The sequence below is a fragment of the Streptomyces sp. NBC_00483 genome (genome assembly GCF_036013745.1).
Lineage (GTDB): Bacteria > Actinomycetota > Actinomycetes > Streptomycetales > Streptomycetaceae > Streptomyces.
Genome location: NZ_CP107880.1, coordinates 7,975,638 through 7,997,420 on the forward strand (window position 1 = coordinate 7,975,638; position 21,783 = coordinate 7,997,420).

General features: G+C 67.9%; 23 protein-coding genes. 4 read left to right on the top strand and 19 right to left on the bottom strand.

The window, feature by feature from the left end; genetic code table 11:
- Window positions 1–4: 4 nt before the first annotated feature.
- The 4 genes from OHA73_RS35555 to OHA73_RS35570 are packed head-to-tail and all read right to left on the bottom strand — an operon-like array spanning window position 5 to window position 3,015.
- Window positions 5–793: an SDR family oxidoreductase gene (locus OHA73_RS35555; RefSeq protein WP_327657163.1), complete on the bottom strand. Its 789-nt coding sequence runs from the start codon at window positions 791–793 to the stop codon at window positions 5–7.
- Entirely contained in the window at window positions 790–1,116 is a 327-nt protein-coding gene (locus tag OHA73_RS35560) for a non-heme iron oxygenase ferredoxin subunit (protein WP_327657164.1), read from the bottom strand. The genes OHA73_RS35555 and OHA73_RS35560 overlap by 4 nt, the downstream gene beginning before the upstream one ends.
- Window positions 1,117–1,163: 47 nt before the next feature.
- Entirely contained in the window at window positions 1,164–1,688 is a 525-nt protein-coding gene (locus tag OHA73_RS35565; protein ID WP_327657165.1) for an aromatic-ring-hydroxylating dioxygenase subunit beta, read from the bottom strand.
- Between the two features lie 4 nt (window positions 1,689–1,692).
- Window positions 1,693–3,015 (bottom strand): aromatic ring-hydroxylating oxygenase subunit alpha, encoded by a 1,323-nt coding sequence (locus tag OHA73_RS35570; protein WP_327657166.1) that lies wholly within the window; start codon window positions 3,013–3,015, stop codon window positions 1,693–1,695.
- Window positions 3,016–3,274: 259 nt separating this feature from the next.
- Here OHA73_RS35570 and OHA73_RS35575 point away from each other — a divergent pair, with 259 nt between their 5' ends.
- Together OHA73_RS35575 and OHA73_RS35580 are read left to right on the top strand one after the other, a co-directional pair.
- Window positions 3,275–3,556, top strand: a complete 282-nt coding sequence (locus OHA73_RS35575) for a hypothetical protein (protein ID WP_327657167.1) — start codon at window positions 3,275–3,277, stop codon at window positions 3,554–3,556.
- Window positions 3,553–4,617, top strand: coding sequence for an extradiol ring-cleavage dioxygenase (locus OHA73_RS35580; protein WP_327657168.1), 1,065 nt, complete (start codon window positions 3,553–3,555; stop codon window positions 4,615–4,617). The genes OHA73_RS35575 and OHA73_RS35580 overlap by 4 nt, the downstream gene beginning before the upstream one ends.
- A 47-nt stretch (window positions 4,618–4,664) precedes the next feature.
- Here the strand turns inward: OHA73_RS35580 and OHA73_RS35585 are convergent, their stop codons facing one another.
- Window positions 4,665–5,474 carry an IclR family transcriptional regulator gene (locus OHA73_RS35585; RefSeq protein WP_327657169.1) on the bottom strand — a complete coding sequence of 270 codons (810 nt, stop codon included), beginning with the start codon at window positions 5,472–5,474 and terminating at the stop codon, window positions 4,665–4,667.
- 223 nt (window positions 5,475–5,697) lie between these two features.
- Between OHA73_RS35585 and OHA73_RS35590 the strand changes: the two genes are divergently transcribed.
- Both OHA73_RS35590 and OHA73_RS35595 read left to right on the top strand, forming a co-directional pair.
- Entirely contained in the window at window positions 5,698–6,708 is a 1,011-nt protein-coding gene (locus OHA73_RS35590) for an amidohydrolase family protein (RefSeq protein WP_327657170.1), read from the top strand.
- 41 nt (window positions 6,709–6,749) lie between these two features.
- A complete protein-coding gene (locus tag OHA73_RS35595) occupies window positions 6,750–7,721 on the top strand; it encodes an alpha/beta fold hydrolase (protein WP_327657171.1) in 972 nt (323 codons plus the stop codon).
- On the opposite strand, the gene OHA73_RS35600 is transcribed toward OHA73_RS35595, so the two are convergent.
- The 14 genes from OHA73_RS35600 to OHA73_RS35665 form a co-directional block, all read right to left on the bottom strand.
- A complete protein-coding gene (locus OHA73_RS35600) occupies window positions 7,708–8,226 on the bottom strand; it encodes a type II toxin-antitoxin system RelE family toxin (protein ID WP_327657172.1) in 519 nt (172 codons plus the stop codon). The genes OHA73_RS35595 and OHA73_RS35600 overlap by 14 nt on opposite strands.
- The gene (locus tag OHA73_RS35605; protein WP_327657173.1) at window positions 8,223–9,035 is read right to left on the bottom strand and encodes a hypothetical protein; all 813 of its coding nucleotides are present in this window, start codon (window positions 9,033–9,035) and stop codon (window positions 8,223–8,225) included. Before OHA73_RS35605 ends, OHA73_RS35600 begins: the two co-directional genes overlap by 4 nt.
- Before the next feature lies 1 nt (window position 9,036).
- Window positions 9,037–9,645, bottom strand: a complete 609-nt coding sequence (locus tag OHA73_RS35610; protein ID WP_327657174.1) for a DUF4913 domain-containing protein — start codon at window positions 9,643–9,645, stop codon at window positions 9,037–9,039.
- Window positions 9,646–9,739: 94 nt separating this feature from the next.
- On the bottom strand, window positions 9,740–10,624 hold the full coding sequence (locus tag OHA73_RS45835; RefSeq protein WP_443063164.1) for a DNA cytosine methyltransferase: 885 nt from the start codon (window positions 10,622–10,624) through the stop codon (window positions 9,740–9,742).
- Between the two features lie 16 nt (window positions 10,625–10,640).
- Entirely contained in the window at window positions 10,641–10,928 is a 288-nt protein-coding gene (locus OHA73_RS35620) for a DNA cytosine methyltransferase (RefSeq protein WP_327657176.1), read from the bottom strand.
- The gene (locus OHA73_RS35625) at window positions 10,925–12,103 is read right to left on the bottom strand and encodes a DnaB-like helicase N-terminal domain-containing protein (RefSeq protein WP_327657177.1); all 1,179 of its coding nucleotides are present in this window, start codon (window positions 12,101–12,103) and stop codon (window positions 10,925–10,927) included. The genes OHA73_RS35620 and OHA73_RS35625 overlap by 4 nt, the downstream gene beginning before the upstream one ends.
- Before the next feature lie 318 nt (window positions 12,104–12,421).
- Window positions 12,422–14,218 carry a type IV secretory system conjugative DNA transfer family protein gene (locus OHA73_RS35630; RefSeq protein WP_327657178.1) on the bottom strand — a complete coding sequence of 599 codons (1,797 nt, stop codon included), beginning with the start codon at window positions 14,216–14,218 and terminating at the stop codon, window positions 12,422–12,424.
- Window positions 14,219–14,331: 113 nt separating this feature from the next.
- Window positions 14,332–15,036, bottom strand: coding sequence for a hypothetical protein (locus OHA73_RS35635; RefSeq protein WP_327657179.1), 705 nt, complete (start codon window positions 15,034–15,036; stop codon window positions 14,332–14,334).
- Window positions 15,037–15,059: 23 nt separating this feature from the next.
- A complete protein-coding gene (locus OHA73_RS35640) occupies window positions 15,060–15,557 on the bottom strand; it encodes a hypothetical protein (RefSeq protein WP_327657180.1) in 498 nt (165 codons plus the stop codon).
- A gap of 35 nt (window positions 15,558–15,592) precedes the next feature.
- Window positions 15,593–16,357 carry a hypothetical protein gene (locus OHA73_RS35645; RefSeq protein ID WP_327657181.1) on the bottom strand — a complete coding sequence of 255 codons (765 nt, stop codon included), beginning with the start codon at window positions 16,355–16,357 and terminating at the stop codon, window positions 15,593–15,595.
- A 27-nt stretch (window positions 16,358–16,384) separates the two neighbouring features.
- Window positions 16,385–16,855 (bottom strand): hypothetical protein, encoded by a 471-nt coding sequence (locus OHA73_RS35650; protein WP_327657182.1) that lies wholly within the window; start codon window positions 16,853–16,855, stop codon window positions 16,385–16,387.
- Between the two features lie 82 nt (window positions 16,856–16,937).
- On the bottom strand, window positions 16,938–17,516 hold the full coding sequence (locus OHA73_RS35655) for a hypothetical protein (RefSeq protein ID WP_327657183.1): 579 nt from the start codon (window positions 17,514–17,516) through the stop codon (window positions 16,938–16,940).
- A gap of 460 nt (window positions 17,517–17,976) precedes the next feature.
- Entirely contained in the window at window positions 17,977–19,911 is a 1,935-nt protein-coding gene (locus OHA73_RS35660) for a pentapeptide repeat-containing protein (protein WP_327657184.1), read from the bottom strand.
- A 357-nt stretch (window positions 19,912–20,268) separates the two neighbouring features.
- Window positions 20,269–21,774 (bottom strand): ATP-binding protein, encoded by a 1,506-nt coding sequence (locus OHA73_RS35665; protein ID WP_327657185.1) that lies wholly within the window; start codon window positions 21,772–21,774, stop codon window positions 20,269–20,271.
- Between the last annotated feature and the right edge of the window lie 9 nt (window positions 21,775–21,783).

The window sequence follows — 21,783 nt, forward strand, 5'->3', positions numbered from 1 at the left end:
GGGCTCACAGCATGGAGCTGCCGCCGTTGACACTGATCGTCTGTCCGGTGATGTACGACGCCTCCTCCGAGGCCACGAAGGCGACGGCGGCGGCGACCTCGGCGACCGTGCCCGGCCGCTTCATCGGGATGGTGGCGCGCATCTGGTCCATGAACACGGCCCAGTCCGCGCGCTCCGCCTCCGGAGAGGCGGCGATGCGCGCGTCGGCCTCAGGGGTGGTGATCCACGCGGGCGCGACGACGTTCACGGTGATGCCCTGCTCGGCGTACTCACGGGCGAGCCCGGTGGCTACGGCGTGGACGCCGCCCTTCGCGGCGTTGTAGATCGCGTGCCGGAACAGGCCGTTGCGGACGGACTCGGCGCCGACGTTCACGATCCGGCCGTACCCGGCGGCGGACATCGCGGGGAGCGCCTCGAGCGTGCAGTACAGCGTGGTCCAGAGATTGCGGTCGACGGTCGCCCGCAGGGTCTCCTCGGTGTGGTCGGGAGTGGGCCGGATGACCCCGCCGCCCGCACAGTTGACCAGCACATCGAGCCGTCCGAAGCGCTCCGTCGCGGCGCCCATGAGAGCCGCGGCGTCCTCGCGCCTGCTGAGGTCGCCGAGCATCGTGTGCACCCGGCCCGGCGCCTCGGCGGCCAGCTCGGCCCCGAGGCACTCGAGCCGCTCACGGTCGAAGTCGCCCAGTACCACCGCCGCGCCGTCGGCCGCGAGCCTGGACGCGATCCCGAACCCGATGGGACTGGCGCCGCCGGTGACGACGGCGACCCGGCCGGCGAAACGCTCCGCGCTCATGCGGACACCTCGGCGGGGGCGACGTACACGCGGCCGTCCTCGACGATCGTCGAGTACCGCTTGAGGTCCACCGTTGCCGGGAAGCACAGGGCCTTCCCGTCACGCACGTCGAACCGGGCATTGTGCAGGGTGCAGGTGATCTCGAACCCGTCGAGGTCACCTTCCTCACCCAGCGACCACTTCTCGTGGGTGCACGTGTCGGCGGTGGCGTAGAACTCGTCCCCGACCCGGTAGAGCGCGACGGGCAGGCCACCCAACTCCACCGTCATCGTGTCGCCGTCGTCGAGATCGTCGACCTCGCACGCGAAGCTCCGTTCCGCCATGGTCGCCTCCTGGCCCATCGTGTCTGCTCCTGTGGTGGTGACCGTCCTCAAAGGACGAACGAGATCTTGCCTTGGGGGTCGAGCCGGTCATGCGCGAGAACGCTCTTCTTGCGGCGGATGAGGAAGCCCTCCGCGGCGGGCACCAGCTCGTAGTAGTGCCGGCCGGCGTACTGGTCGAACTTGCCCGCCTTCATGCGCGAAACGAGGAAGTTGGCCTCGACGAGCAGCGACTGCTCGAGCCGGTCGGTGAGCCGGACGTTGCCGATGATCCGGCTGGTCTGCGAGTGCGGGAACTCGGCGTGGGCCTCGGGCTTCTTCAGCCGGATGATCCGTTGCTCCAGCATGGTGCGCCGGTCGTGGATCAGCGACCAGGTCAGTCCGGGGTCCGAGTCCGGGACATCAGTCGCCGGGATCTCGTAGGTGCAGTCGAGGGTGAACAGCTCCACCCACTCCTCGAGGCGCCAGTCGTCGAGCAACGCCGCCTCGGCGTACAGGAACTGCTCGACCTCGGCCAGGGTGACACCGGAGACGGGTCGGGCGGCCGCCGGCGCCTGCGATTCTGTGGTACTCATCGGATCAGGCCTCCTGAGGCTTGCGGCTCGGTTCGCGGGTCGTGAACGGGGTGAACGCCTCGACCTCGGCCGGGAGTTGCTCGCCGGTCATGACGTAGTTCCACTGGCGCCACCAGGCGCGCATCTGCAGCTCGTCGTTGGCAGCGGGCCGTGGCTTGCCGATGCCCTTCGAGATGTCGGACAGCGGTACTTCACGGCGGGCACTGAAGCCGCGCTGGGCCTGCTCGAGCGCCTCGACGTCGTCGGGTGTGGCGAGGCCCGCCGGGCCCCAGAAGGTCAGCGCGTTGTCGATCCGGTACTGCAACGACTCCTGGGAGAGGCCGCGAGGTGCGACGTGCCAGCTGGTCGCCTGGGTGCGGTCCGGGCCGAGCGGCATGATCGTACGGATGATCATCCCGAAGTTCAGGTCGATGAGGAAGAAGTTCGGGAAGAAGACCGAGTTGCGGGCGAGGTTGAACACGGCGGAGGCGTACTCCTCACCGTGCCGTTCGACCGCCTTCCCCCGGAGCTCGGCCAGATTGTGCGCCACTTGCTCGGTGGCCAGCGGCAAGCCGTTCCCTGGATAGATCAGCGTCACGTTCCCGTTGCCGAACTCGGTGCCGAGCCCGACCGGCGGGACACCGTTGACGGTGCCTTCCCCGAGCATCGGCGGGGTCTGCCCGAGCTCCATCATCATCTCGAAGTAGGTGTGGTGCACCGACTTCGCGTGGTAGCCGTCGATGCTGTTCTCGACGAGCAGCTTCCAGTTCGCGTTGAGGGTGTAGTTGTGTGTGCCCTCCAGGACTTCGACGCCGTCCTCGGACTGGTCGGTCGCGAGGTCGAACAGGTACGCCGAGGGGCCCAGCCAGGTGCGCAGGTCGGGCGCGCTGTCGGAGAAGTTACAGAAGTAGAAGCCGCGGTAGTTCTCCACGCGCGGCGAGCGGAGCCCTCCGTAGACGTCGGCGGGAGCGTTCGCGTAGTCCTCACCGGCGGGCACGTTGACGAGCTCGCCGGAGTTCCGGTAGGCCCAGCCGTGGTAGAAGCATGTGAAGATCTTCTGATTGCCCTTGGGGTGTCTGCAGACGGAAGCGCCGCGGTGCAGACAGGTGTTGAGCAGCACGCGCACGTCGCCGTGGCGGTCCCGGTTGAAGATGATGGACCGGCCGCCGACGTCCCGGGTCCGGAAGTCGTTCTTCTTCGGCAGTTCCGACTCGTGGCCCACGTAGAGCCAGGCGTCGGCGAAGATCAGCTCGCGTTCCTTCTCGAAGATCTCCTGTGAGGTGAACACCTCGCGGTCGACCTGGAACAGGGATTCCTCGCGTTTGTCGATCACGTATGGCTGGGGCACGGATGGCTCCGTTCTCTGCGGTGGTGCCGGGAGTGCGTCGAACCTAGGCACGGCGGCGGCCACCGTGGGCCGCGGTTCCAGCCGCTGGAACCGCGGCAACTCGCAGGCACACAAGGGGTTCCAGGCACTGGAACCCGGCCGTCCCGCACCGCGCGGGAGCGTTAGCGTCGAGCCTCGTTTTCCTTACGACACCCAATTCCCCAGCATGCGAATCGGGTCGGTTCGGCCGGTCTCGACAACCCAACGCCCTGGAGTGCTGATGCGCATCGTCGACCATCTGACGCCCGACGGTCCGGACAAGATCCTGCATGTCCGCTCGGTCGGCTGCGACGTCAACATCATCGTCGGGACCCACGACCCCAACGGCGTCCCATTCACGACCGTCGAGGTCCTGCCGCACGTACCTGACGACGAGGGCACGCGCTGGATGCACCTCGGGACATCGAACGTGGTGGTCATGCCGGTCTCGCACGACGAGTTCCCGACCGCGCCGCCGGCCGACCCCGTATCCACACCCCTTCAAGGAGAGGCACAACGGTGAGCCGGTTCCTCGGTATCGGAATGACCCACTACCCGCTGCTCGCGGGCACGGACGAGCACATGGCCGGCCTGCTGCGCTGGACCCTGACCGACCCGGACATCCCGGAAAAGGAGAAGGACCCGGCGCATTGGCCGACAGCCATGCGTGAGGAGTGGGGGGACGACCAGGGGCGCACCTCAGCGGCCGGGCATCGCACCCGACTGGTCGACGGACTGCGACGCTGCCGCGCGGCGCTCGACGCGTTCGCACCCGACGTCGTCGTGGTGTGGGGGGACGACCAGTACGAGAACTTCCGCGAAGAGGTCGTCCCGCCCTTCTGCGTGCTGGCCTACGACGACCTGGAGGTCCCGGCCTTCGAGGTGATGAATGAGCGGGGGAGCCCCAACGCATGGGGCCTGCCCAACGACTTCGAGATCACGCTGCGCGGTGACGCCGCGCAGGCCCGCGCCCTCACAGACGGATTGATCAACGATGGCGTCGACATGGCCTACTCCTACCGCAAGCGGGCCGGGGCTCACTTCCCGCACGCCATCCTGAACACTCAGCTGTTCCTGGACTACGAGCACGCGGGCGCGGAGTTTCCGTACAGGCTGCTCCCGATCACGGTGAACTGCTATGGGCAGCACGCGATCGCCCGCAAGGGCGGCCTGGCCCGCTTCGCCGACATCGAGAAGGAGACCCTGGACCCGTCGGGCCCGAGCCCCGCCCGCTGCGTCGATGTCGGGCGGGCGATCGCCCGGTACTTCCGGGACACGGACCTCAAGGTCGCGTTCGTGGCGTCGTCGAGCTGGTCCCACGCGTTCCTGGCCGACTCGCTGTGGCACATCCGGCCCGACACCGACGCGGACAGGCGGCTCTACGAACTACTCGTGGACGAACGCTACGAGGAGCTGGCCGGCACGACGAGCCGTGCAGTGGTCGAGGCCGGTCAGCACGAGATCCTCAACTGGTTCTGCCTGGTCGGAGCGATCCAGGAGCTTGGGTTGACCCGGGAGTGGTCGACGCTGGTCACCACGGACGTGTTCAACTCCAACAAACCCTTCGCGATCTACAACGGCTGAGGAAATCCACCGGTCGGCGTCGCGACGCGGCGCCGACCGCTCGTGGGTCAGTCAATGCCCGGGAACCAGCTGTCGTTGCCCTCGGCAAGCACACGTTCGTTGTCCCGCGCGATGCGGTGGGCGGCCGTGCACACCGCTTCGACGAGCGCGCGGTCGATGGCGGTGTCCCTGGCCGTTGTGGACACGGAGATCGCGCTCACGGCGCGTCCTCTGACGATGATCGGGGCCGCCACGCACGTGACGTCGGGATGCGACTCGCCGCGGGCGAACGCCACCCGCCGCTGCCGTACCTGGCGCAGCTCGGCGAGGAGGTCCTCCGGATCGGTCACGGTGTTGGGCGCGAGCGCCTCCATCGGCTCGGCGAGCACGTCCGCCAGTTCCTCGGGGGTGAGGAACGCCAGCATCGCCTTGCCCAGCGCCGTGGCGTATGCGGCGATGTCCGTCCCGGGGCTCGCGGAAGGCAGCTCGCGCCCGGGGAGCAGAAATCTCTCGACGAACACCACGCGGCTCCCGCGCAGCCCACCGAGATGCACATGGCGCCCGGACCAGCGGTGCAGTTGCCCGAGGTGCGGGAGCGCCGACTGGCGCAGGCTCTCGATCGGCATGGCCGAGGACAGTCGGCGCATCGGCAGGCCGACCTTGAATCCGCTGCCGTGCGGCTCGATGACACCGAGCGGGATGAGCCGGTGGAGGAGTCGATGCACCGTGGACTTCGGCAGGCCGCTCGCGCGCGCGATCTCGGTCAAGGTGAGTACGCGCTGATCGGGGCCGAACGCCCCGAGGACATCGAACGCCTTCGACAGGATCGAGGCAGGCTGCCCTTCTGCCTCCGGGGAGCGCTTCTCCACAGTGGCCACCAGCACCTCCATTGCTGCTCGGTGGTGAACAGAGGCCCGCACGGGGCCACTTGAGTCACGATAACGCGTTCCGCAGGGCGGGACGAGGAGCCGGGCGGCCCGGTTCCGGCCACTAGAACGACACCCACGACAGTCCTTGTCGATCGCTAGCGTCCCTCAAGAACGGCGTACAGCCCACGCCCTTCGACACCTGCTTGGTTCGACACACCTAGAAGGAACACTCATGCCCGCAGCCACGGCCGTCGACGTCCACGCGCATTACCTGGGGACCGACCTCTCTGTGTCCGCCGGGCACGAAGTCGATTCCCCGCGCCTCGTGGTCGAAGGGGAGCGCAGGGGGCGGATCCTGTGTGGCCAGTCTACGTTCCGGGAGGTCACCGCGCCCCTGTGGGACGTGCCCCTTCGGCTGCGGGAGATGGACGAGTCCGGGGTGTCCCACCAGGTGATCTCCCCTGTTCCCGTGACGATGGAGTACGCATGGCGACCGGACGCCGACCCTGCGTACGCAGGGTCGATGAACGACTCCGTCGCGGAGGCCTGCACACGGTCCGGGGGACGACTGATCGGGCTCGGGTGTCTCCCGCTCGCGGACGTCGGCGCCTCGGTCCGCGAGCTCGGCAGGTGCATGGAGCTGGGGCTGCGGGGCATCGAGGTCGGGACCCGTATCGGTTCCCTGGACCTGGACGACCCGGTCCTCGATCCGCTCTGGGCGGCGTGCGAGCGGGCAGGCGCCGCGGTATTCGTGCACCCGGTCCTCGGCGGCCAGGGCGTGGTCCGACGAGCGGGGCAGCCGTTCGACCTCGGGCTCGGCATGCTCACGGACACCGCCATCGCGGCGTCCTCGCTGATCTTCGGCGGCGTCCTGGCGAAGTACCCGAACCTGCGGGTCGCCCTCGCGCACGGGTGCGGCGCCTTCCCTTGGGCGTACCCACGGCTCAAGGTGGCTGCCGGGCTCCGGAGCGGGCCTGAGCCGGAACTCTGGGACGCGCTGACCCGCAGGCTCTACGCCGACACGCTGGTGTTCGACGACGAGCACCTGCGCCTGCTGGTGCACCGGTTCGGCGTCGAGCGGCTGCTGCTCGGCACCGACACACCGTTCTTCCCGGACCAGCTGCGGCTGTCGATGCAGTCCATCGACGACGCGCACACCTCAGGGGTCCTGCCTGCCGAGGCAGGGCCCGAACTCCTCGCCCGCAATGCGCTCGAATTTCTCGGCCTCACAGGCGAACTCTGAACGACCGAACCACTGAACAACGCGACCGAAGGATGACACTCATGCCTCTCACGGACGAGAACCTGGTCGAGGTCCCCGGAATGGCGAGCCGCTGGGTGCGGCTGGCCGACGGGGCCAGGGCCCACTACATGACCGCCGGTGACAGCGGCCCGGCCGTTGTCCTGCTGCACGGTGGGCTGCCCGGTTCCTCGGGGCTTGCCGGATGGCGTTTCATGGCCCCCTACCTCGCGGAGCAGGGCTTCCGTGTCTACTGCCCGGACATGCCGGCCTTCGGCCTCTCGGACCCCCGCGAGGAGTACTGGCCGAAGGGCATGGAGAGCTTCGTCGACTTCATCGGGCAGTTCGCCGATGCACTGTGCCTGGACCGGTTCCACCTCGCGGGCAACTCCATGGGCTGCATGAACACGGTGAACTACCTGGTGTCCCGGCCGGACCGAGTGATCAGCTTCGCGCTCATCGCCGGTGACATCGGGGACGTGGTGCCCGAGGACGTGGCGCCGCCGAAGGGCCAGTTCCACATGACCGCCTACGACGGCACCCGCGAGGGCATGCGCACGATGATGACGGCCATCATCCACCGCAAGGAGGCCGTCAGCGACGACCTCGTGGAGATGCGCTACTTGTCCGCGAGCGAACGGCTCGACGCCCATGCTCAGTTCTGGCCGACCCTGCTGCAGTACCGGCACATCGTGCCGTGGACCGACCAGAACCGCGCCGCCCGCCTCGCCACCAAGGGGCGTCTGGGCCGGCTCGACGTTCCCGGCATCTACCTGTACGGGCGCCAGGACATCCTGACCCCGGTCGAGTGGGGACACGTACAGGAGGACCACCTCCCCAACGTCCAGTTCTTCTACCCGGACGACTGCGGCCACCAGGGCCAGACCGACCGCCCGGACCTGTTCAACCCGGTCTTCGCCGAATTCTTCGCCACCGGCACCGTCTCCGGTGAACTCGCTGACAAGGCGGGGGTGTCGGACCGGCGCCCCGAGCTGCCATTGGTCAAGCGGGGCTGAGCGGTTCCGGATGACGGAGAGTCCTGCCGGTCGGTGGGACTGGGACACCTGATAAACGGTCTGCGTCGGCCGAAGGCTGTGTGGGAGCGAAGGCCGTGATGGGTGGTGGCTTTACCGCTGTGCTGTGCGGAGATTGAGAGCGGGCTGCTTGCGCGCGACGCAGGTGTGTTGGAGCCGCTGAGTGTTCGCGCTCCAGACGGTGGGTGGCCAGGCGGTACGCGGCGTGGTCCTGGCGTTCACCGACGGCTACGAGGTAGATCTCGCGGCGGTGTTGGGAGGTGGCGGGGGCGTCTCGGAACTGGATGACCATCCGCCAGCGGGTTTCCGGGTAGACGTAGACCTTGTGGCAGCCCGCCAGTTCGCGGGTGAGGGGTGCGCCGCGCTCGTTGCCGTGGACGAGGTGCTGCAGTTCCAGCAGGGCCAGGTCGCGGATGTGGTCCGGGATGTTGCGCAGGTCGGCGAGCGCTTCGGGGTGCGCGGCGAATGCGTATCGAGCTGTCCTCACCGCATGCCTCCGCGCGGGTGCCGTGTGGGGGACGGCGGAGTTCGGGGCACTGTTCCGGCGGCTGGTGGCCCGGCCAGGTGATTGGCGCTCGTGCCGGCGGATCGAGCCCGAGCGGTCTGAGCTCGCGGTGTGGTGCTGCTGCTCGGCGCAGGAGCGAGGGGTAGCGGGGTGTCGCGAGTCATGACCCACTCGTCGGCAGCCTCTGCGGAGGGAAAGGCGCCTTCGCGGACTGTGTACGTCTGGAAGTTCTTGTCGGTCTCTTCCAGGAACAGCCGGTACGGGGCGGATGCCGAGTGGGGATGATGGTCGTAGACCAGTGTGTGCACTTCGGTGCCGAAGTCGAAGGTTCCCGGGTTGTCGGTGAAGTGGGCGAGGACCTCGTAGCGGTTCTCCGGGTTGGTTCGCAGCAGGTCTTCGAGTCGGGTGGTGAGTGGGTCGGCGGGCTGGGGGCCGTGGTTGCGCGTCGGCAGGGTGGCTTCGGTCGGGCAGCCGCGCTGGATGAGCCAGCTCTGGGCAAGTGGCACTACTGGAGCGCGCTGGATTGCGAAGTCGAACGTGGATTGCTCGGGGTCCCGGGTGATGTGTAGGGCGACGAACTCGGCCTGCCCGGGAACGTCCCAGATGGCCGCCCGGTCGTAGAACAGCAGGTAGCTGTTGCGGCCGTCGGCGCTGTGGTGGTCGGCTGCCGTCACGAACATGTCGTCCGAGAGCGTGGCCTGGATGAAGTCGTCCTCGACGCTCTTGGCGCGGGCCTGGAAGCCGGCCACCCGGTAGTCGTGCTCCAGGCCCGCGTAGAAGTCGTCGTCCATGTCAGGCCACCACGTCTACGTCGGGCGCGGCCAGCAGTCGGTGGTTGGGGCGGGCGGTGCTGGTGGTGCATGCGCCGAACGGGCCGTCCGGGGCGCGGAGTTGCATGAGTGTGGGGTCGAGGTGGTCGCGGTGCCACGTCTGCGGGCCGGTCAGGCTGGACTCGATGTCGGTGAGCTGCTGCCAGGCCAGCCACAGCGCGTGGAGGCGGGCGACGGCCTCGGGGTGCTCCTGCCACTGTCGACACCACGGGCGCGAGGTACTGATCTCTCGTCCGTACACGGGTATCAGCAGGTGATGCACCCAGCGGGTGAGGGCGGCGAGTTCTTCGTCGTAGGCCTTGCCTTCGAGGGCCAGGATGAAGATTGACGTCGGGCCTTCGTGCAGGGTGTCCGGTCCGGCAGACATGTTCGCGTCTGCCGGCCCGGACACACCACGTGAGTCGGCGTTCTCAGTTGCGCCGTGCTCGGAGGCGGCCTCGTTGGAGAGCCGGGCGAGTGTGTCACTCTGCTTGCGGCTCTCCGCGGCCAGCCGCGTCACCGTGGCGACCAGATCGTCCAGGTCGTGGTCGGGTACGCGTACCGGCTCGTGTTCCTGAGCTGGACCAGCCATCACTACCCCTCAGCAAGATCGAGTGTTCGGGGTCGTGATGGTCCGTGGAAAGCGGGGTTTGGTCCGGCCGGAATGATGGTGTACGAGCCGGACTTCACGAGGGCCGCTGGTGCCGACATGCGGTGGGTGCAGGTACCAAGTTGCGTAGGGCGTATGCGGCTTGCTGTGGCACCACTCCGTTACCGAGGGCGGCGAGTTGGGCCGGTCGTCCCAACCCTGGGGTGCCAGTCACCCAGCCAGCCTCAAGTCCTTGCATCCACTCCACGAACAGCGGGCTGAGCCGACCGGCTGTGTCGGTGGGGCGAGGCGCCGGCCGCGTGATGCGCTCCCAGCGGGCGATGGCTGGTGCGTACGAGCCCCAGCTCTGGGGCCCTCCGGCCCGAACAAGGTGGGTGTCCCTGCTGACGACCCGGAACTGCCCGTCGGGCGGCGCTTCGGCGCACGTGCGGAGAGGGTGGGAGGCGTGGTGGCTCGCAAGGAGGCTGCCGCCGACGGCAAGGTCAAGTCCCCATTTCCGTGCCGCTGGTTCGGCGAGCCCTTCGATCCGTCGGATGCCTTCGGCGTGGGCAGCAGCCACTCCACCTCGTCCGCCAGATTCGGTCCGTGGCCACCCTGCTTGCGTACCGTCGGGTGTTGGCTGCCGCCGATCGTCGACAGGTTGCTCGTCGGTGTCTTCAGCAGCGGAGTCTCGTTCGGCGGGCCAGGCGGTGAGGAAGACCCGTTCGCGGCGGTGCGGGGCGCCGACGTCGGAGGCGCGAAGCACGCACCAGCGCGCATCGAACCCGATGTCGGCCAGGGAGCCGAGTACGGCACCGAGTGCGCGCACAGCAGGCTGACTTGTGGTGTCTCCCAGACACCACGGGCAGGGTTCCACGTCGCCAGGGGAACCGGCGGGGGAGGTGAGGAGTCCCCGGACATTCTCGATGACCACCAGACAGGGTTTGAGGGCTTCGATGGCGCGGACAACGTGCAGCCACAAACCGGACCGGGTGCCGTCAACCAGTCCGGCGCGACGGCCGGCGACCGAGACATCTTTGACACGGGAAGCCGGCCGTCAAGACACACACCTCCGGGACTTCCGCCCAGTTCACTGCCGTGATGTCACCGAGGTTCGGGACAGTGGGCCAGTGTCGCGACAGGATTCGGGCCGGCCCCGGTTCGATCTCGGCATGCCAGGCGAGCGCACCGCCGAGGACGGCCTGGACGCCGAGGTCCAGGCCGCCATAGCCGGAGCACAGGCTGCCGATCAGCGGGCCCGAACGGCCAACGGGGCACCCGATCATGAGGGACTCCGATGGCTGGGGCGGGCGACGTGCTGCGATCCGGCGGGTGTGGGGGAGGCAGACTCTTTGGGGCCGGGATGGTGAGAGCGGCTGCGGGCGCGGGCGGCTTTGCTCCGAGCCGGTGGTGGAGGGATCTGCGGACTGGAGCGGGGCGGGCCCGGATCGATGCCGTTCGCGATGCGCTGACGGCGGCGTACGTCATCGAGAGGGCTGAGGGCGTACAGCGCGTAGTTGATCAACTGGCCGGGTGCCAGGGCATCTTGGTCGGCGAGTGCACGTACCTGTTGGGCCGCGGTCGTGGCGGTGCGGGCGAGCGAGGCCGTGAGTACCTGTTCACCGTAGTGCTCGGCGGCGCCGCCACCGGCGAGAGGCCCGCAGATGCGTCGAATCCGTTCGGTGGTGAGCGTGCCGTTGGTCAGCGATCCACGACGTTGGGTCTCCCATAGGACGGTCAGTTGGTCGATGGGCTCGCCACGATGGTGCAGCGCGCCGAGCGCGCGGTAGATCTGCTGATGTCCTTGATCGGCGAAGTCGTCGGGGTGAAGCCAGTGCACGAGGCCGAGGAGCTGTTCGGGACGGGTGGCGAGACACCCCAGGAGGTGCTCCTCTTCCACAAGGATCTGATTGGCCACCGGTGGCGGGGGACAGCCTCGGGGCACCTGGGCGGTGGGCGGTTGGAGTGGACGGGGCTCGGTCCCCCAGGCGTGGGCCAGGTCGGCGAGGACGTCGGAGAGGATCTCGGCGTGGTGCACGGTCTCGTCGGCGGTGCCGGTGCGCAGGTCGGCGAGCGCGGCCTGATGCAGTTGGTCCGCGTGCCGGGTGACGCTGCGGTGGATGGCGCCCTCCAGCACCATTCGGCCGTACATCGGGGCGTGTTCGGAGCGCGGGCATGCAGATACCAGCAGGTGCGGATAGACCGCGGTCAGTCCTCGGGTGTGGTGGCTCGCCTCCTGAAGGGTGTCCGTGATCCAGGACAGTGGCACGGGCCCGGTGGCGTCCTCGGTGGTCGCGGGGTGCCTAGCTGTGTGGAGCTTGAGCATCGCGGCGTACAGCGCGGTGTGTGCAGGGCGGTCGAAATGCTCAGGGCGGAGCCAGCCACGGAGCCGGTCAAGTTGTCCGGGGGCCAAGAACAGCGCACCCAGGACGGCCTGTTCGGCGTGCTCGAGCGGGGTCACGGCCGTGCCTTACGCGCGGTCTTCCGCTCGGTGGCAAGCGCTGCGACAGCCTGGTCCGCTGCTGCCAAGTCAGCGGCGAGGCAGTCGAGTTCGCCGGTGAAGTTCGGATCCGAGGCGTGGATGGCGCCGGACGATCCGACCAGCCACCAGTGGGTGCCGTGCCGAACGGCAGGCGTTCCGGCGAGACCTGCGGAGCGACGGTGTGACTCGCCGGACGGTGTGGGGTGAGACATGCGGTACCTACAAACGAAGTGGGGCCGGAGGGGGCGGGCGACGGAACACTGGGTCTGGCTCGCCCAGATCGAAGGACCAGCGCCGTCATGCGGCCGGGCCGAAGGCGTCGCGGTGCAGCGACTTGGCCAGTGCGCGCTCGGTGATGGCCGCGGTCTCCATGGCGGATGCGGCGCCGAGCCGGTCGGCCTCCGGTTCGCGGTACCAGGGCTTGAGGTCAAGGAGCGCAGGGCGGATGCCGGTGGCCATCAGGAGAGCGGAGCCCTTTGGCAGGGCGCGGATCGCATCGGCCGGCAGCACGCGCTCCTGGCGCATGGACACCGATGTCGACTTGCCCGACTCATTGGTGGACACCGACACAGTGCGTACGTCGTGGTCGCCGACCAGGCGGGAGAGCTTGTCGGCGAAGTCGGCGTCGTCGATGCCGGACCCGACGAGCTTGATGGTGGCGGCGGACCAGAGGGCGTCCATGCCGGCCTCGCCCCACACCCGTACGCCCTGGCGGTAGGACTGAAGGATCGTGATGGGGATGACCCCGCGGCTGCCGAGGTGCGAGTACAGGTCCGGGAGGTCGGAGATCTTGCAGACGTTGGCGGCCTCGTCGAGGATCGCCAGCATCGGGGCATCGAGCCGTCCGCCGTCGCGCTCGGCCTGGATGACCGCGGTGCGCATCACCGCGTCGGCGGCAGCGGCGATGATCGCCGAGGCAGATCCGCCGCCGTCCTTGGACAGCAGGAACAGCGTGTCCTTGCTGGTGGCGAAGGCATCCGGCTTGAACTCCCGAACCTTCGCCAGGTTGTTGGGTGGGGTGACCCACGCGGCGATAGATGGGTTGAGGAGGCAACTGGCGAACTGGCGGGCGGTTTCGAAGATGCCGTCGCGGGTCTCGACCGCGCCGGCGACGGTGCCATGGAGCTGTGCGGCGACCGCGTCGAGACCGGCGTCCTGCAACAGGTCGATCGGAGTGCGGTCGGCGGGGGAGGCGAGCCAGGCCAGGACGTCGGTGATGGGGCGATGGCCGCGGGCGGCGGCGAGGAAGAGTGCGGTAAGGGTGTTCGCGGCGGCGGCTGACCAGAAGTCGCCGGCGCTGGATTCGTTCACGGATGCGGTGACGAAGTGCCCGGCCAGGCGCCGGGCTCCGGTCAGATCGTGGGCGGCGGCGAGGATGTCCCACCACACTTCTTGCGGTGCGTGGGCGATCTGTTGTGGGTCGAACGTCCACACCATGCCGACCTCGGCGCGGGCGGTGGCCGTCGCGGTGAACGCGTCGCGGGCGGCTTTGTTGCTGGTCAGCAGGACCGGGCCGGGCGCACGCAGGATGGCGGGGATGGCCAGACCCGAGGTCTTCCCGGACCGGGGTGCCATGATCGCGACGATCACGTCCTCCCAGGAGGAGCGGACCTCCTGTGCGCCTGCGGGGAGAGTCCCGAGCAGGACACCACGGTCGTCCGGCGCGACGTTCTTCGGCTTGGTGCCGTTCAGGCTCGGGCGGAGGCCTATCGCCTTGTCGGCGATCTTCTTGGGCAGCAGATCGGCGAGAGCTCGCTGGTCGGCCAGGCCGTTCGGGCGGCCGTGCAGTCGCAGCCACGCCTTCGCGCCGAGCAGGGCGGCAGCCAGGAGCATCAGTGTGGGCAGGACGTAGCAGCCGACGATCATGGCGGGGTGGGGGAGGTGCGGCCAGACCTGATCGGGGTGAAGCAGCGATTCGGCGGGGGCGTAGGAGGCCCAAGGATCGGTGCCGATCGCGACGTTGGTGGCGTTGCCGAAGAACCAGGCCAGGCTTCCTCCGCCGAAGCCGAGCGCCGCGACAGCGATCAGCAGGTACAGAAGAGCGTCGGTGCCGGTGGTGGTCGAGGGCGTGCTGGGGGTGCGTGAAGGAGGCAATGCGCGGTCCCATGACGTGGTGCGAAGCGGAGCGGGAGTTGGGGCCGGCGGAGACTTCTAGCGGTCACGAGAGCTACCTCCTGGGGTCGTGGCGGGTGATCAGAGCTGGGTCGTCACCGTGTCCGACCCGGCTTGGGCGCGGAGGGCGGAGCGGCTACGGGCGCTTCACTCGGCGACGCCACGTTGGGATGGTGCGTGGCAGGGGCGGAGGCGTAGTAGTCCACGACTCGGGCCTGCCAACTGGGTCGAGGCGGAAGGTCGAGAGCCCTGAACCGGTCGGTCGCGACGTGCAGGTCCTCGCCGAGCGAGGTGAGCGTGGCTGCCGCCTCGGTGAAGTCGTCCGTAAGGTCCCAGCCCTCTTCGTTCCCGGTCTCCTTTGCCTTCTCGGCGGCGGCCTCGAAGAATTCGCCGAGGCGCACGAGGACTCCGTCGTGCGGATCCAGGACGTGCTCCGTGATTCCGGCTGCCGCTGCGGAGGAGTTGGCGCCGTTGAGTTGGTCGGTCAGAGCGAGGATCTGGTGGCCGTATACGCGATTGCCTTGTGGGTCGGGCGGCGTAGTCACCGCGCCGATGACAAGGTCGGGGCTGATCTCGACGTCGTAGCCGACGGCGGTGAGCATCCGGGCGGCGTGGCTGGCCCTCTGGTTCTCGCTCTGCTTGCCCGTATCCCAGTGCAGGCGGTACCAGAAGGTGCGGATGGACTTCTCGTAGATGAAGCCGGCGCGGGTGAGCAGGGTGTTGGCGAGGGTGTCTCCACCCTTGGCGATGACATTGCCGTCGTCTTCGCGGGTGATCGTGACGGTCGAGCTGGTTGGCATGGGAGGCCTCCGGGGGACGGGCGTCAGAAGTGCGGGTTCTCGGTCGGCCGGTCGGCGCCGGAGGCTGCCTCCAGCAGTTCGGGCAGGTCGGCGGGGTCGGCGTCACGCTGGTCGAGCCACCAACCGGCGTTTGACACTTGCCGTATGAGGTCCTCGACCGCCTCCCACTCCGCTTCGCTGGCCGTGCCCTCGACGACGAGCGCGGTGTAAGCGGCGGTCACGAGTTGGTGGCGACAGCGGACGGCCCACTCGGCGGCCCGCTCGGTGCCCTCCAGCGGTGCCATCCGGTACTGCTCGGACCACTCCTCGGAGGCGAGCTGCTCCTCCGCCCGCTTCTGCGCGAGCCAGCCGGCCCGGGGGACACCGTCTCGGTTGCGGGATCCGCGCCAGCAATCGGTGCAGTCACGTCCGGCGAGCCAGCGGGCGTAGCCGGCCCTGCGGTCCGCGGGACGGTCCGAGAGGTCGGCCTCGCTGGTGTGGCCACAGGTGTGATCGATGGTCCACAGCTTCTTGACGGTCATGAGCAGGACTCCTTGCAGGCAGAGAGACGGGTGGTTCAGCGGGTGCGGCGCGGCGTGGTGGGGTGGATGGCGGAGGGTGTCGCTGAGGTATCGGTGGCCGGGACGTCCTGGGCGCGGTGTGGTGAGGGCACGATGGCGGCTTGCGCGCGCGTGGACGGCGAGGGTGCCGGGCCTTCGCGGCGTTCCCACACGGGGTCTTCCTTCAAGGTGGGGACGCCTTCAGGGAAGCCGTCCGGCATCGCCGCCAAATCGGCTTGGATGTCGGCGAGTTGCTGGCCGATGAAGGCCACGTTGTTCCGCATGGAGCGAAGATGCACGCTCAGTTCGTGGCCGCTCGAATTGCCGAGCCGCTCGCACCAGACGCTCGCGGCCTGGAACAACTCATCCAGCCGAACGAAGGTGCCACGCCGGCCGTCGAGGACCTCGCCCAGGACGTCGGCGACGTCCATCGCCTGCCGTGCATCGTGAAGTTGGCTGGTCAGGACATGAACGGAAGGCTCAGGAACCCTCGACCGGAGCGCTTCTGTGGCTGTCGGGGAAAGCGACAGCAGGATTTTGGGGTCAGCGGCGACGGAGAACCCGTTGTCCTGGAACTCCTGGGTCGCGCTGGCCACCGTGCGTACGGCGGTGGTGTGCGGTGTGTCGCCCGGCAACAGATAGACGTCGTCGGGCGGTGAATAGCGGAAGTGGTGTTTGCGCAGCGCCTCGTCGAGGGCCGGGCGATCGTCCGCGACGGCAGCAGCTACGCCGAGCTCCGGGATCAGACCGAAAGCGACATCGGGCTCCGGATGCGGGTTCATGACGAGACTCCTCGATGAAGTGGGGGATCAGCGCGCATGAATTCGCTGCGCGGAAGCTGAGATAGGGCGGTGCTCGACAGGGCGTGCAGGTCGATGGGGCGTGGCGGAACCTCGAGCCGGAGATACGGCAGTGGCCACTTGTGCCCGCCGCCGCTGGGTAACCCAGCTCGGGTCGAGGTGACCGTGGTCGGCGACTTGGGAGAAGGCTTCGAAGGACTCGTTCGAAGCCGACGGCAGGCGGGTCACGGGCTGAAGGTCGTAGGCCACATCAGAGGCGACGCTGTAGTGCGCCGCCCGCAGCGACTGCACCGCTTGTCCGCCTCGCCGGACCGGATCCCGGCGGGGGTCGGCCAGGGCGTACATGCCGCTGCCAGGCAGGCGCTCGAAGTCGACGCGCCCCAGCATGTGCTCGACAACGTGGTTGTCGTGGGAGGTTGCGGCGACGACGCCATACCGGACGTGATGGCCGATGGTGATGTGTGGGTGGGTGTCCGCCACGAAGGTGCACCTCGCGAAGGTCGGCGTGTGGGGAGAAGAGGGTGCGACTTCCGGGCGGATTTGGTGGTACCGGTGATCTGCGCTATCGGCGGCTCGGGTTCGGAGCGGGCTGCGGAGGCTCTGGGCTCTGCCGCCACGCAGGTTTGGGGAAGGGCCGGTTGCGGTGGACGTTGAGAGGGTCTTCGAGTTCCTTGGCCGCGTCACGGAGGGACTCCGACGCCCTTCGCAGAAAGGCGCGAGCAGAGGAATGGTCCACGAGCATGCGGGTCTCCAGGTAGCGGCGAACGGCGGGGTTCGAGGGACGGGGCAGGCTGAGGGCGTGCTCGGCGGACTCCGCGAAGTGCGCTGCGGCCAGGCTCGACATGCTGGTCGCCGTCGCGAGGTGGGTAAGGACGGTGGGTCCGGCGTGGGTAGTGCTGTGCGGGCTTCCGGTGAAGTCGGCGGTCAGCTGGATGACGCCGTGTGCGAGGTGCTGTGCGTCCGCGGCATGTTGGAGCAGGTCGGAGTAGGCGGGCGCACCTCCCTGCAGCTGGGCACTCCTGTCGAGCAGTTGACACGTCTGGGCGGTATCGAGCAGTTGGGATTTCAGCGCAGTGAGCGCGTTGACCAGGCTGTGGGATTCGTCGCGGGGTATCGGTTCGCGCTGGATGTCGGGGGTCATGGGCCTCGCTGATCCGATGTATGCGGGAGCTGGTGTCGAAGGGCTCTCGCGCGTGCGGGTGTTGCACACGCGGGACCGTCAGAGTGTGGCCCCATGGCCGTTTTGGTGTTGCCGGCGTTCTGCGATATCCCGCGCGAGCGGGGTGGTGGTTGGCGAGGGGCTGCTGAATGGCGGAGGGGATTGGCCTCTCGCTCGACCCTCGATTCAAGGGCGATGGCATCCATCACGTCGTGCTCAACCTCGCCCGTATACGCAAGTTCCCCCTCGCGGCATACGCGCCATCTCGCCGACCAGCAGACTGCGGCCCTCGACTCGAAGAGCAGTCGTTACTGAACTCGTTTTAGTTCAGGAGGAGTTGCCGCATGTTGTTTCGACTGCGTTCGCCATCTGGCAACCCCGTCAGCGGAATATGACTTAGGTGCGTTGGCCGCTGATCAACACCTAGCATCCAAAGGGGAGTTCAACGCCTCACGCGGTTACGGACCGCGAGAATCGCGAGACCGAGAAGGATCGTGCCCAGGGCTCGCGAGGTGAAGGCGATGACTTTCCCCAGGCCGGTCAGCTCCGTCTCATCGGCGTTGAACAGCGAGACAGCCGAGACGACTTCCAGGGACTTTCCTGCTCGTTCGCCCGTGAATCGATCAGGCAGTGGGCCGGTCGGAACAGTGGGATCGACTGGCTCAGTCGCCGTCACCACGAACCGGCAGACCGGTTCGCCCCTGCCTCGCCTGCCAGCCTCGTCGCCCCTACAAGAATCTGGTAGCTCCATATCGGCCTTCCGTGGAGCTGGTGCTTCGACACTGACGTAGCCGACGGTGGAAGTCCCGGGCTCCTTCCCGGGGATGCCGAACATGATAAGTAGGGCGAATGCGGCGACCATGACGAGTGCCAAGGCGCTCATCGCGCGCGAGGCACGCAGGCCGTATCCGGATATCGCCCAGTAAAGCGTGAGCAGCACCCTTTCAGCCCACGGCCGAGTGGCGTCATGGCGGCGCATTTCCATTTCGCCGTAGTAGAAGTCTGCCGCGCCCGGCTCGTCTTTGGTGTCCTCAAGTGACTTGCGTAGATACCGGTATACAGGGCTCAGAGACTCAGGACGGGTTATGGGCCCGTGCCCCGGACCAAGGGCTCCGGACCGAGAGCGACGCCAGATGTCTTCGGCTTCAATGATGCTGCGTGGTGTATGGCGCAGGAACCGAGACCGTCGCCCCCAATCCGGGCACGGAGTACGTAGGTAACGGCACCGGCCTTCCAGCCGGATCAAGTCGAGATTCATGGCATCGACGAAACGGGTTCGCGACACGTCAACGTTCGTGAGCACCATGCGGGTTGTGTCCGTTCCTGAAAGCTCCTCCACCGCGACAGCTCGCCCCTCGGATCCAGCCTCTGGCGAACCGAAGAACTCATCGGGCGCCAACACGAGAAACGGGTAGTCAACGTTGCGAACCATGTTCCCGAGCTTGAGCCGAGTCGCACCACGGCGACCAGCCACGAGCTCCGCCAAGTTGACTACGTACTCGCCGTTCAGGCGCAGTGTGACGCTGTGTTCCCAGCGCGCGCCTGAGCAGTCGACACGGCCCGCTTCGACATGTACATCCACCGGACCATCGAACCGGGCACCCTTCAGCGACAGGAGACGGTGACAGCTGAACTTCGACGTGTGCCACCTTTCCTGGAAGTTGGCCCTGTCGAACGAGGCCACCCCCGAGAACGTCGCTCCCTCGAACTCGGCATCCCCCAAGAACCTCGCACCGCCGAACCAGGCCCCTTTCGGGAACGTCGCTCCCTCGAACCAGGCACCCCCTGAGAACGTGGCCTTGCTGAACCAGGGAGTCTCCGGGAACGTCGCCCCTTCGAACCAGGCATCCGCCGAGAACATCGCCTTGCTGAACCAGGGAGTCCCCGAGAACGTCGCCTCCTTGAACCAGGCATCCCCCGAGAACGTCGCCCCGCCGAACCCTGCCTCCCCTGAGAACGTCGCCCCCTCGAACCAGGCATCCCCCGAGAACGTCGCCCCGTTGAACCCCGCATCCCCTGAGAACGTCGCCTCCTCGAACCCGACTGACCCGTAGCGGCCTTCAAGGCATTCCGATATAGCTTCCAGAACTTCTGTACCAAGAATGGTGCGACGCAGGTCAAGCGGTACACCCGGGGCGAGGCTACCTAGGTACGACGCCCGCTCCTCGGGCCCAGCATGCTGAAGGCACGCCGTGACATCGGCTCCACCAACTCGAACGGATTGCCAGGTTCTTGAGGCAGCATCCCAGACCACCAACGAGCGACCCGAACATCCCTCAACAACGCCGCACGCTAGCTCGTCGCGCCAAGGGATGACGTCGACCACGCCGAGATACGGGTCGTGTCCTCCCGCGGGAGGCGGAACAGGCTGTGTCATGCCTCCCATCCAAGAACAGCCGCCGAGGGAAGATCCAGAGAACCTCAGAACTTCACGGCACACCCGTGACACCGGTACGAGCTGCTCCCTCCTCCAGGCAGATTTCAGCGATGGAACTCTCTACTCCCGGTGAATGCGCGGTGACATGACTCCCCGGCAGCTCCTTCGCCCGCAAAACCTGCAGCTCAGAGCAGCCATGACCTCACAGTCCCCCAAGATCTTCTAGGCGCTTGGCCGCAGGTTCGAGTCCTGCCTGGAGCGTTGACGATGACCTTCCCGGTTTCCGCCCCGCAGGGCAGCGGTGCCGCTTTCGCTACGCCGCAATAGTTCCGTGATGATTGCAAGGCGTGAGCGTGGTCAGTGAGCCATGTGGTAGTCGGTGTCGAAGAGTTCCCGCTCGCGGAGATGAAGTAGGTGCTGAGTGATGAACGATCGGCCCGCCACCTTCCATAGCCCGCGCCCTTTGGTGAGTGCGGAAACGGCCTGGGTCTCGATACCGGTCAGCCCCAGGAGAGCCGCTGAGGCGGCCAGTTGGTCAGCTTCTTGGCGGTAGATGATGCGGGTGGAGCAGTCGGTTAGCAGGCCCTCAGCGAGTGCACGGCCGCGGGACCCGGCGTCGCCTGCGGTCAGGAGGTCGGACAGCCGGTGGATGATCATCATGTTGGCGATGCCCAGGCCGCGGGAGAGTTTCCACTGGCTCTGCATGCGTTCCAGTAGCGCGACGTGTCGCATGACTCGCCATGCCTCGTCGTAGATGACCCAGCGGCGCCCTGCGGTGGGGTCGGCGAGTGCGGATTCCATCCAGGCGGAGGCGCAGGTCATTGCGAGGACGAGGGCGGTGTCGTCGCCTGCGCCGCCGAGCCGGGACAGGTCGATGGAGAGCATCGCTGCGCTTGGGTCGAAGACCACGGAGGACGGGGCGTCGAACATGCCGGCCAAGTCGCCGTGGACGAGGCGGCGCAGTGCGTGGGCGAGGTCTTCGGCGGCTTGGCCGAGGCGGCCGGAGAGTTCGCCGAGCGCGCCGTCGAGGCGTTCGGGAGAGCCGAGGACGTGGGCGATTTGGCCGAGCAGGGGAGTGGTGCCGGTGGCTTGGGCGCGGGTGACGACCTGGTCGAGGGCGACGTCGAGGGCGGTGTGTTCCATCGGGTGCAGGTCGCGGCGCAGGACAGTTTTCGCGAGCGAGCCGAGCAAAAGGAGGCGGCGCTTGCGAACCTCGCTTGCCCAGTCCTCTTCGTTGACGCCGGAGGGCTTGGCCGGTGCGTCGAGCGGGTTGAGGCGGCCGGGAAGGCCGGGGCCGAGTGCGATGGTCTGACCGCTCAACTCGCGAGCCACGGCCGTCCATTCGCCCTTGGGATCGCAGGGCACGTAGATGCGGTAGCCGAAGGCGACGGCGCGCAGGGCAAGGGACTTGGCGAGGGCGGACTTGCCCATGCCGATGACGCCGGCGAGCAGGATGTTGGGATTGGTGAAGCCGTCGAGCTTGCCGTAGAGGGCGAATGGGTCGTAGGTGAATGCGGCCTCGGCGTGTACGTCGCGGCCGACGTAGATGCCCTGGGCGCCCAAGCCGCCTTCGGCGAGAAAGGGATAGGCGCCGGCGGCGACTGCGGTGGTCATCCGGTGGGCGGGCAATTTGAGTTTGCCGCCGCGTGTGGAGGCGGGGCCGGGGCGACCGGCGGGTGGGTAGGTGGCGCGCAGGTCGGGGTCGAGGCCGGGCGCGGTGGCGAGGGAGGTGGGCCGGGTGGCGTGGCGGGCCTTGTCGCGGGCGGCGGCGAACTGCTCCCGGGCGGCTCGGGCGGTACGCCGGTCGGGCTTGCGGGGGACGAACAGCGGGCTGGCGCTGGCGCGACTGGTGCGAGAAGGCATGGCGGCAGA

Bases quoted from the DNA above. Each gene is read 5' to 3' on its own strand.
- OHA73_RS35555 (WP_327657163.1), bottom strand. From the start codon at position 793: ATGAGCGCGGAGCGTTTCGCCGGCCGGGTCGCCGTCGTCACCGGCGGC.
- OHA73_RS35560 (WP_327657164.1), bottom strand. From the start codon at position 1,116: ATGGCGGAACGGAGCTTCGCGTGCGAGGTCGACGATCTCGACGACGGC.
- OHA73_RS35565 (WP_327657165.1), bottom strand. From the start codon at position 1,688: ATGAGTACCACAGAATCGCAGGCGCCGGCGGCCGCCCGACCCGTCTCC.
- OHA73_RS35575 (WP_327657167.1), top strand. From the start codon at position 3,275: ATGCGCATCGTCGACCATCTGACGCCCGACGGTCCGGACAAGATCCTG.
- OHA73_RS35590 (WP_327657170.1), top strand. From the start codon at position 5,698: ATGCCCGCAGCCACGGCCGTCGACGTCCACGCGCATTACCTGGGGACC.
- OHA73_RS35595 (WP_327657171.1), top strand. From the start codon at position 6,750: ATGCCTCTCACGGACGAGAACCTGGTCGAGGTCCCCGGAATGGCGAGC.
- OHA73_RS35605 (WP_327657173.1), bottom strand. From the start codon at position 9,035: ATGGACGACGACTTCTACGCGGGCCTGGAGCACGACTACCGGGTGGCC.
- OHA73_RS35610 (WP_327657174.1), bottom strand. From the start codon at position 9,645: ATGGCTGGTCCAGCTCAGGAACACGAGCCGGTACGCGTACCCGACCAC.
- OHA73_RS35620 (WP_327657176.1), bottom strand. From the start codon at position 10,928: ATGATCGGGTGCCCCGTTGGCCGTTCGGGCCCGCTGATCGGCAGCCTG.
- OHA73_RS35635 (WP_327657179.1), bottom strand. From the start codon at position 15,036: ATGCCAACCAGCTCGACCGTCACGATCACCCGCGAAGACGACGGCAAT.
- OHA73_RS35640 (WP_327657180.1), bottom strand. From the start codon at position 15,557: ATGACCGTCAAGAAGCTGTGGACCATCGATCACACCTGTGGCCACACC.
- OHA73_RS35645 (WP_327657181.1), bottom strand. From the start codon at position 16,357: ATGAACCCGCATCCGGAGCCCGATGTCGCTTTCGGTCTGATCCCGGAG.
- OHA73_RS35655 (WP_327657183.1), bottom strand. From the start codon at position 17,516: ATGACCCCCGACATCCAGCGCGAACCGATACCCCGCGACGAATCCCAC.
- OHA73_RS35660 (WP_327657184.1), bottom strand. From the start codon at position 19,911: ATGACACAGCCTGTTCCGCCTCCCGCGGGAGGACACGACCCGTATCTC.
- OHA73_RS35665 (WP_327657185.1), bottom strand. From the start codon at position 21,774: ATGCCTTCTCGCACCAGTCGCGCCAGCGCCAGCCCGCTGTTCGTCCCC.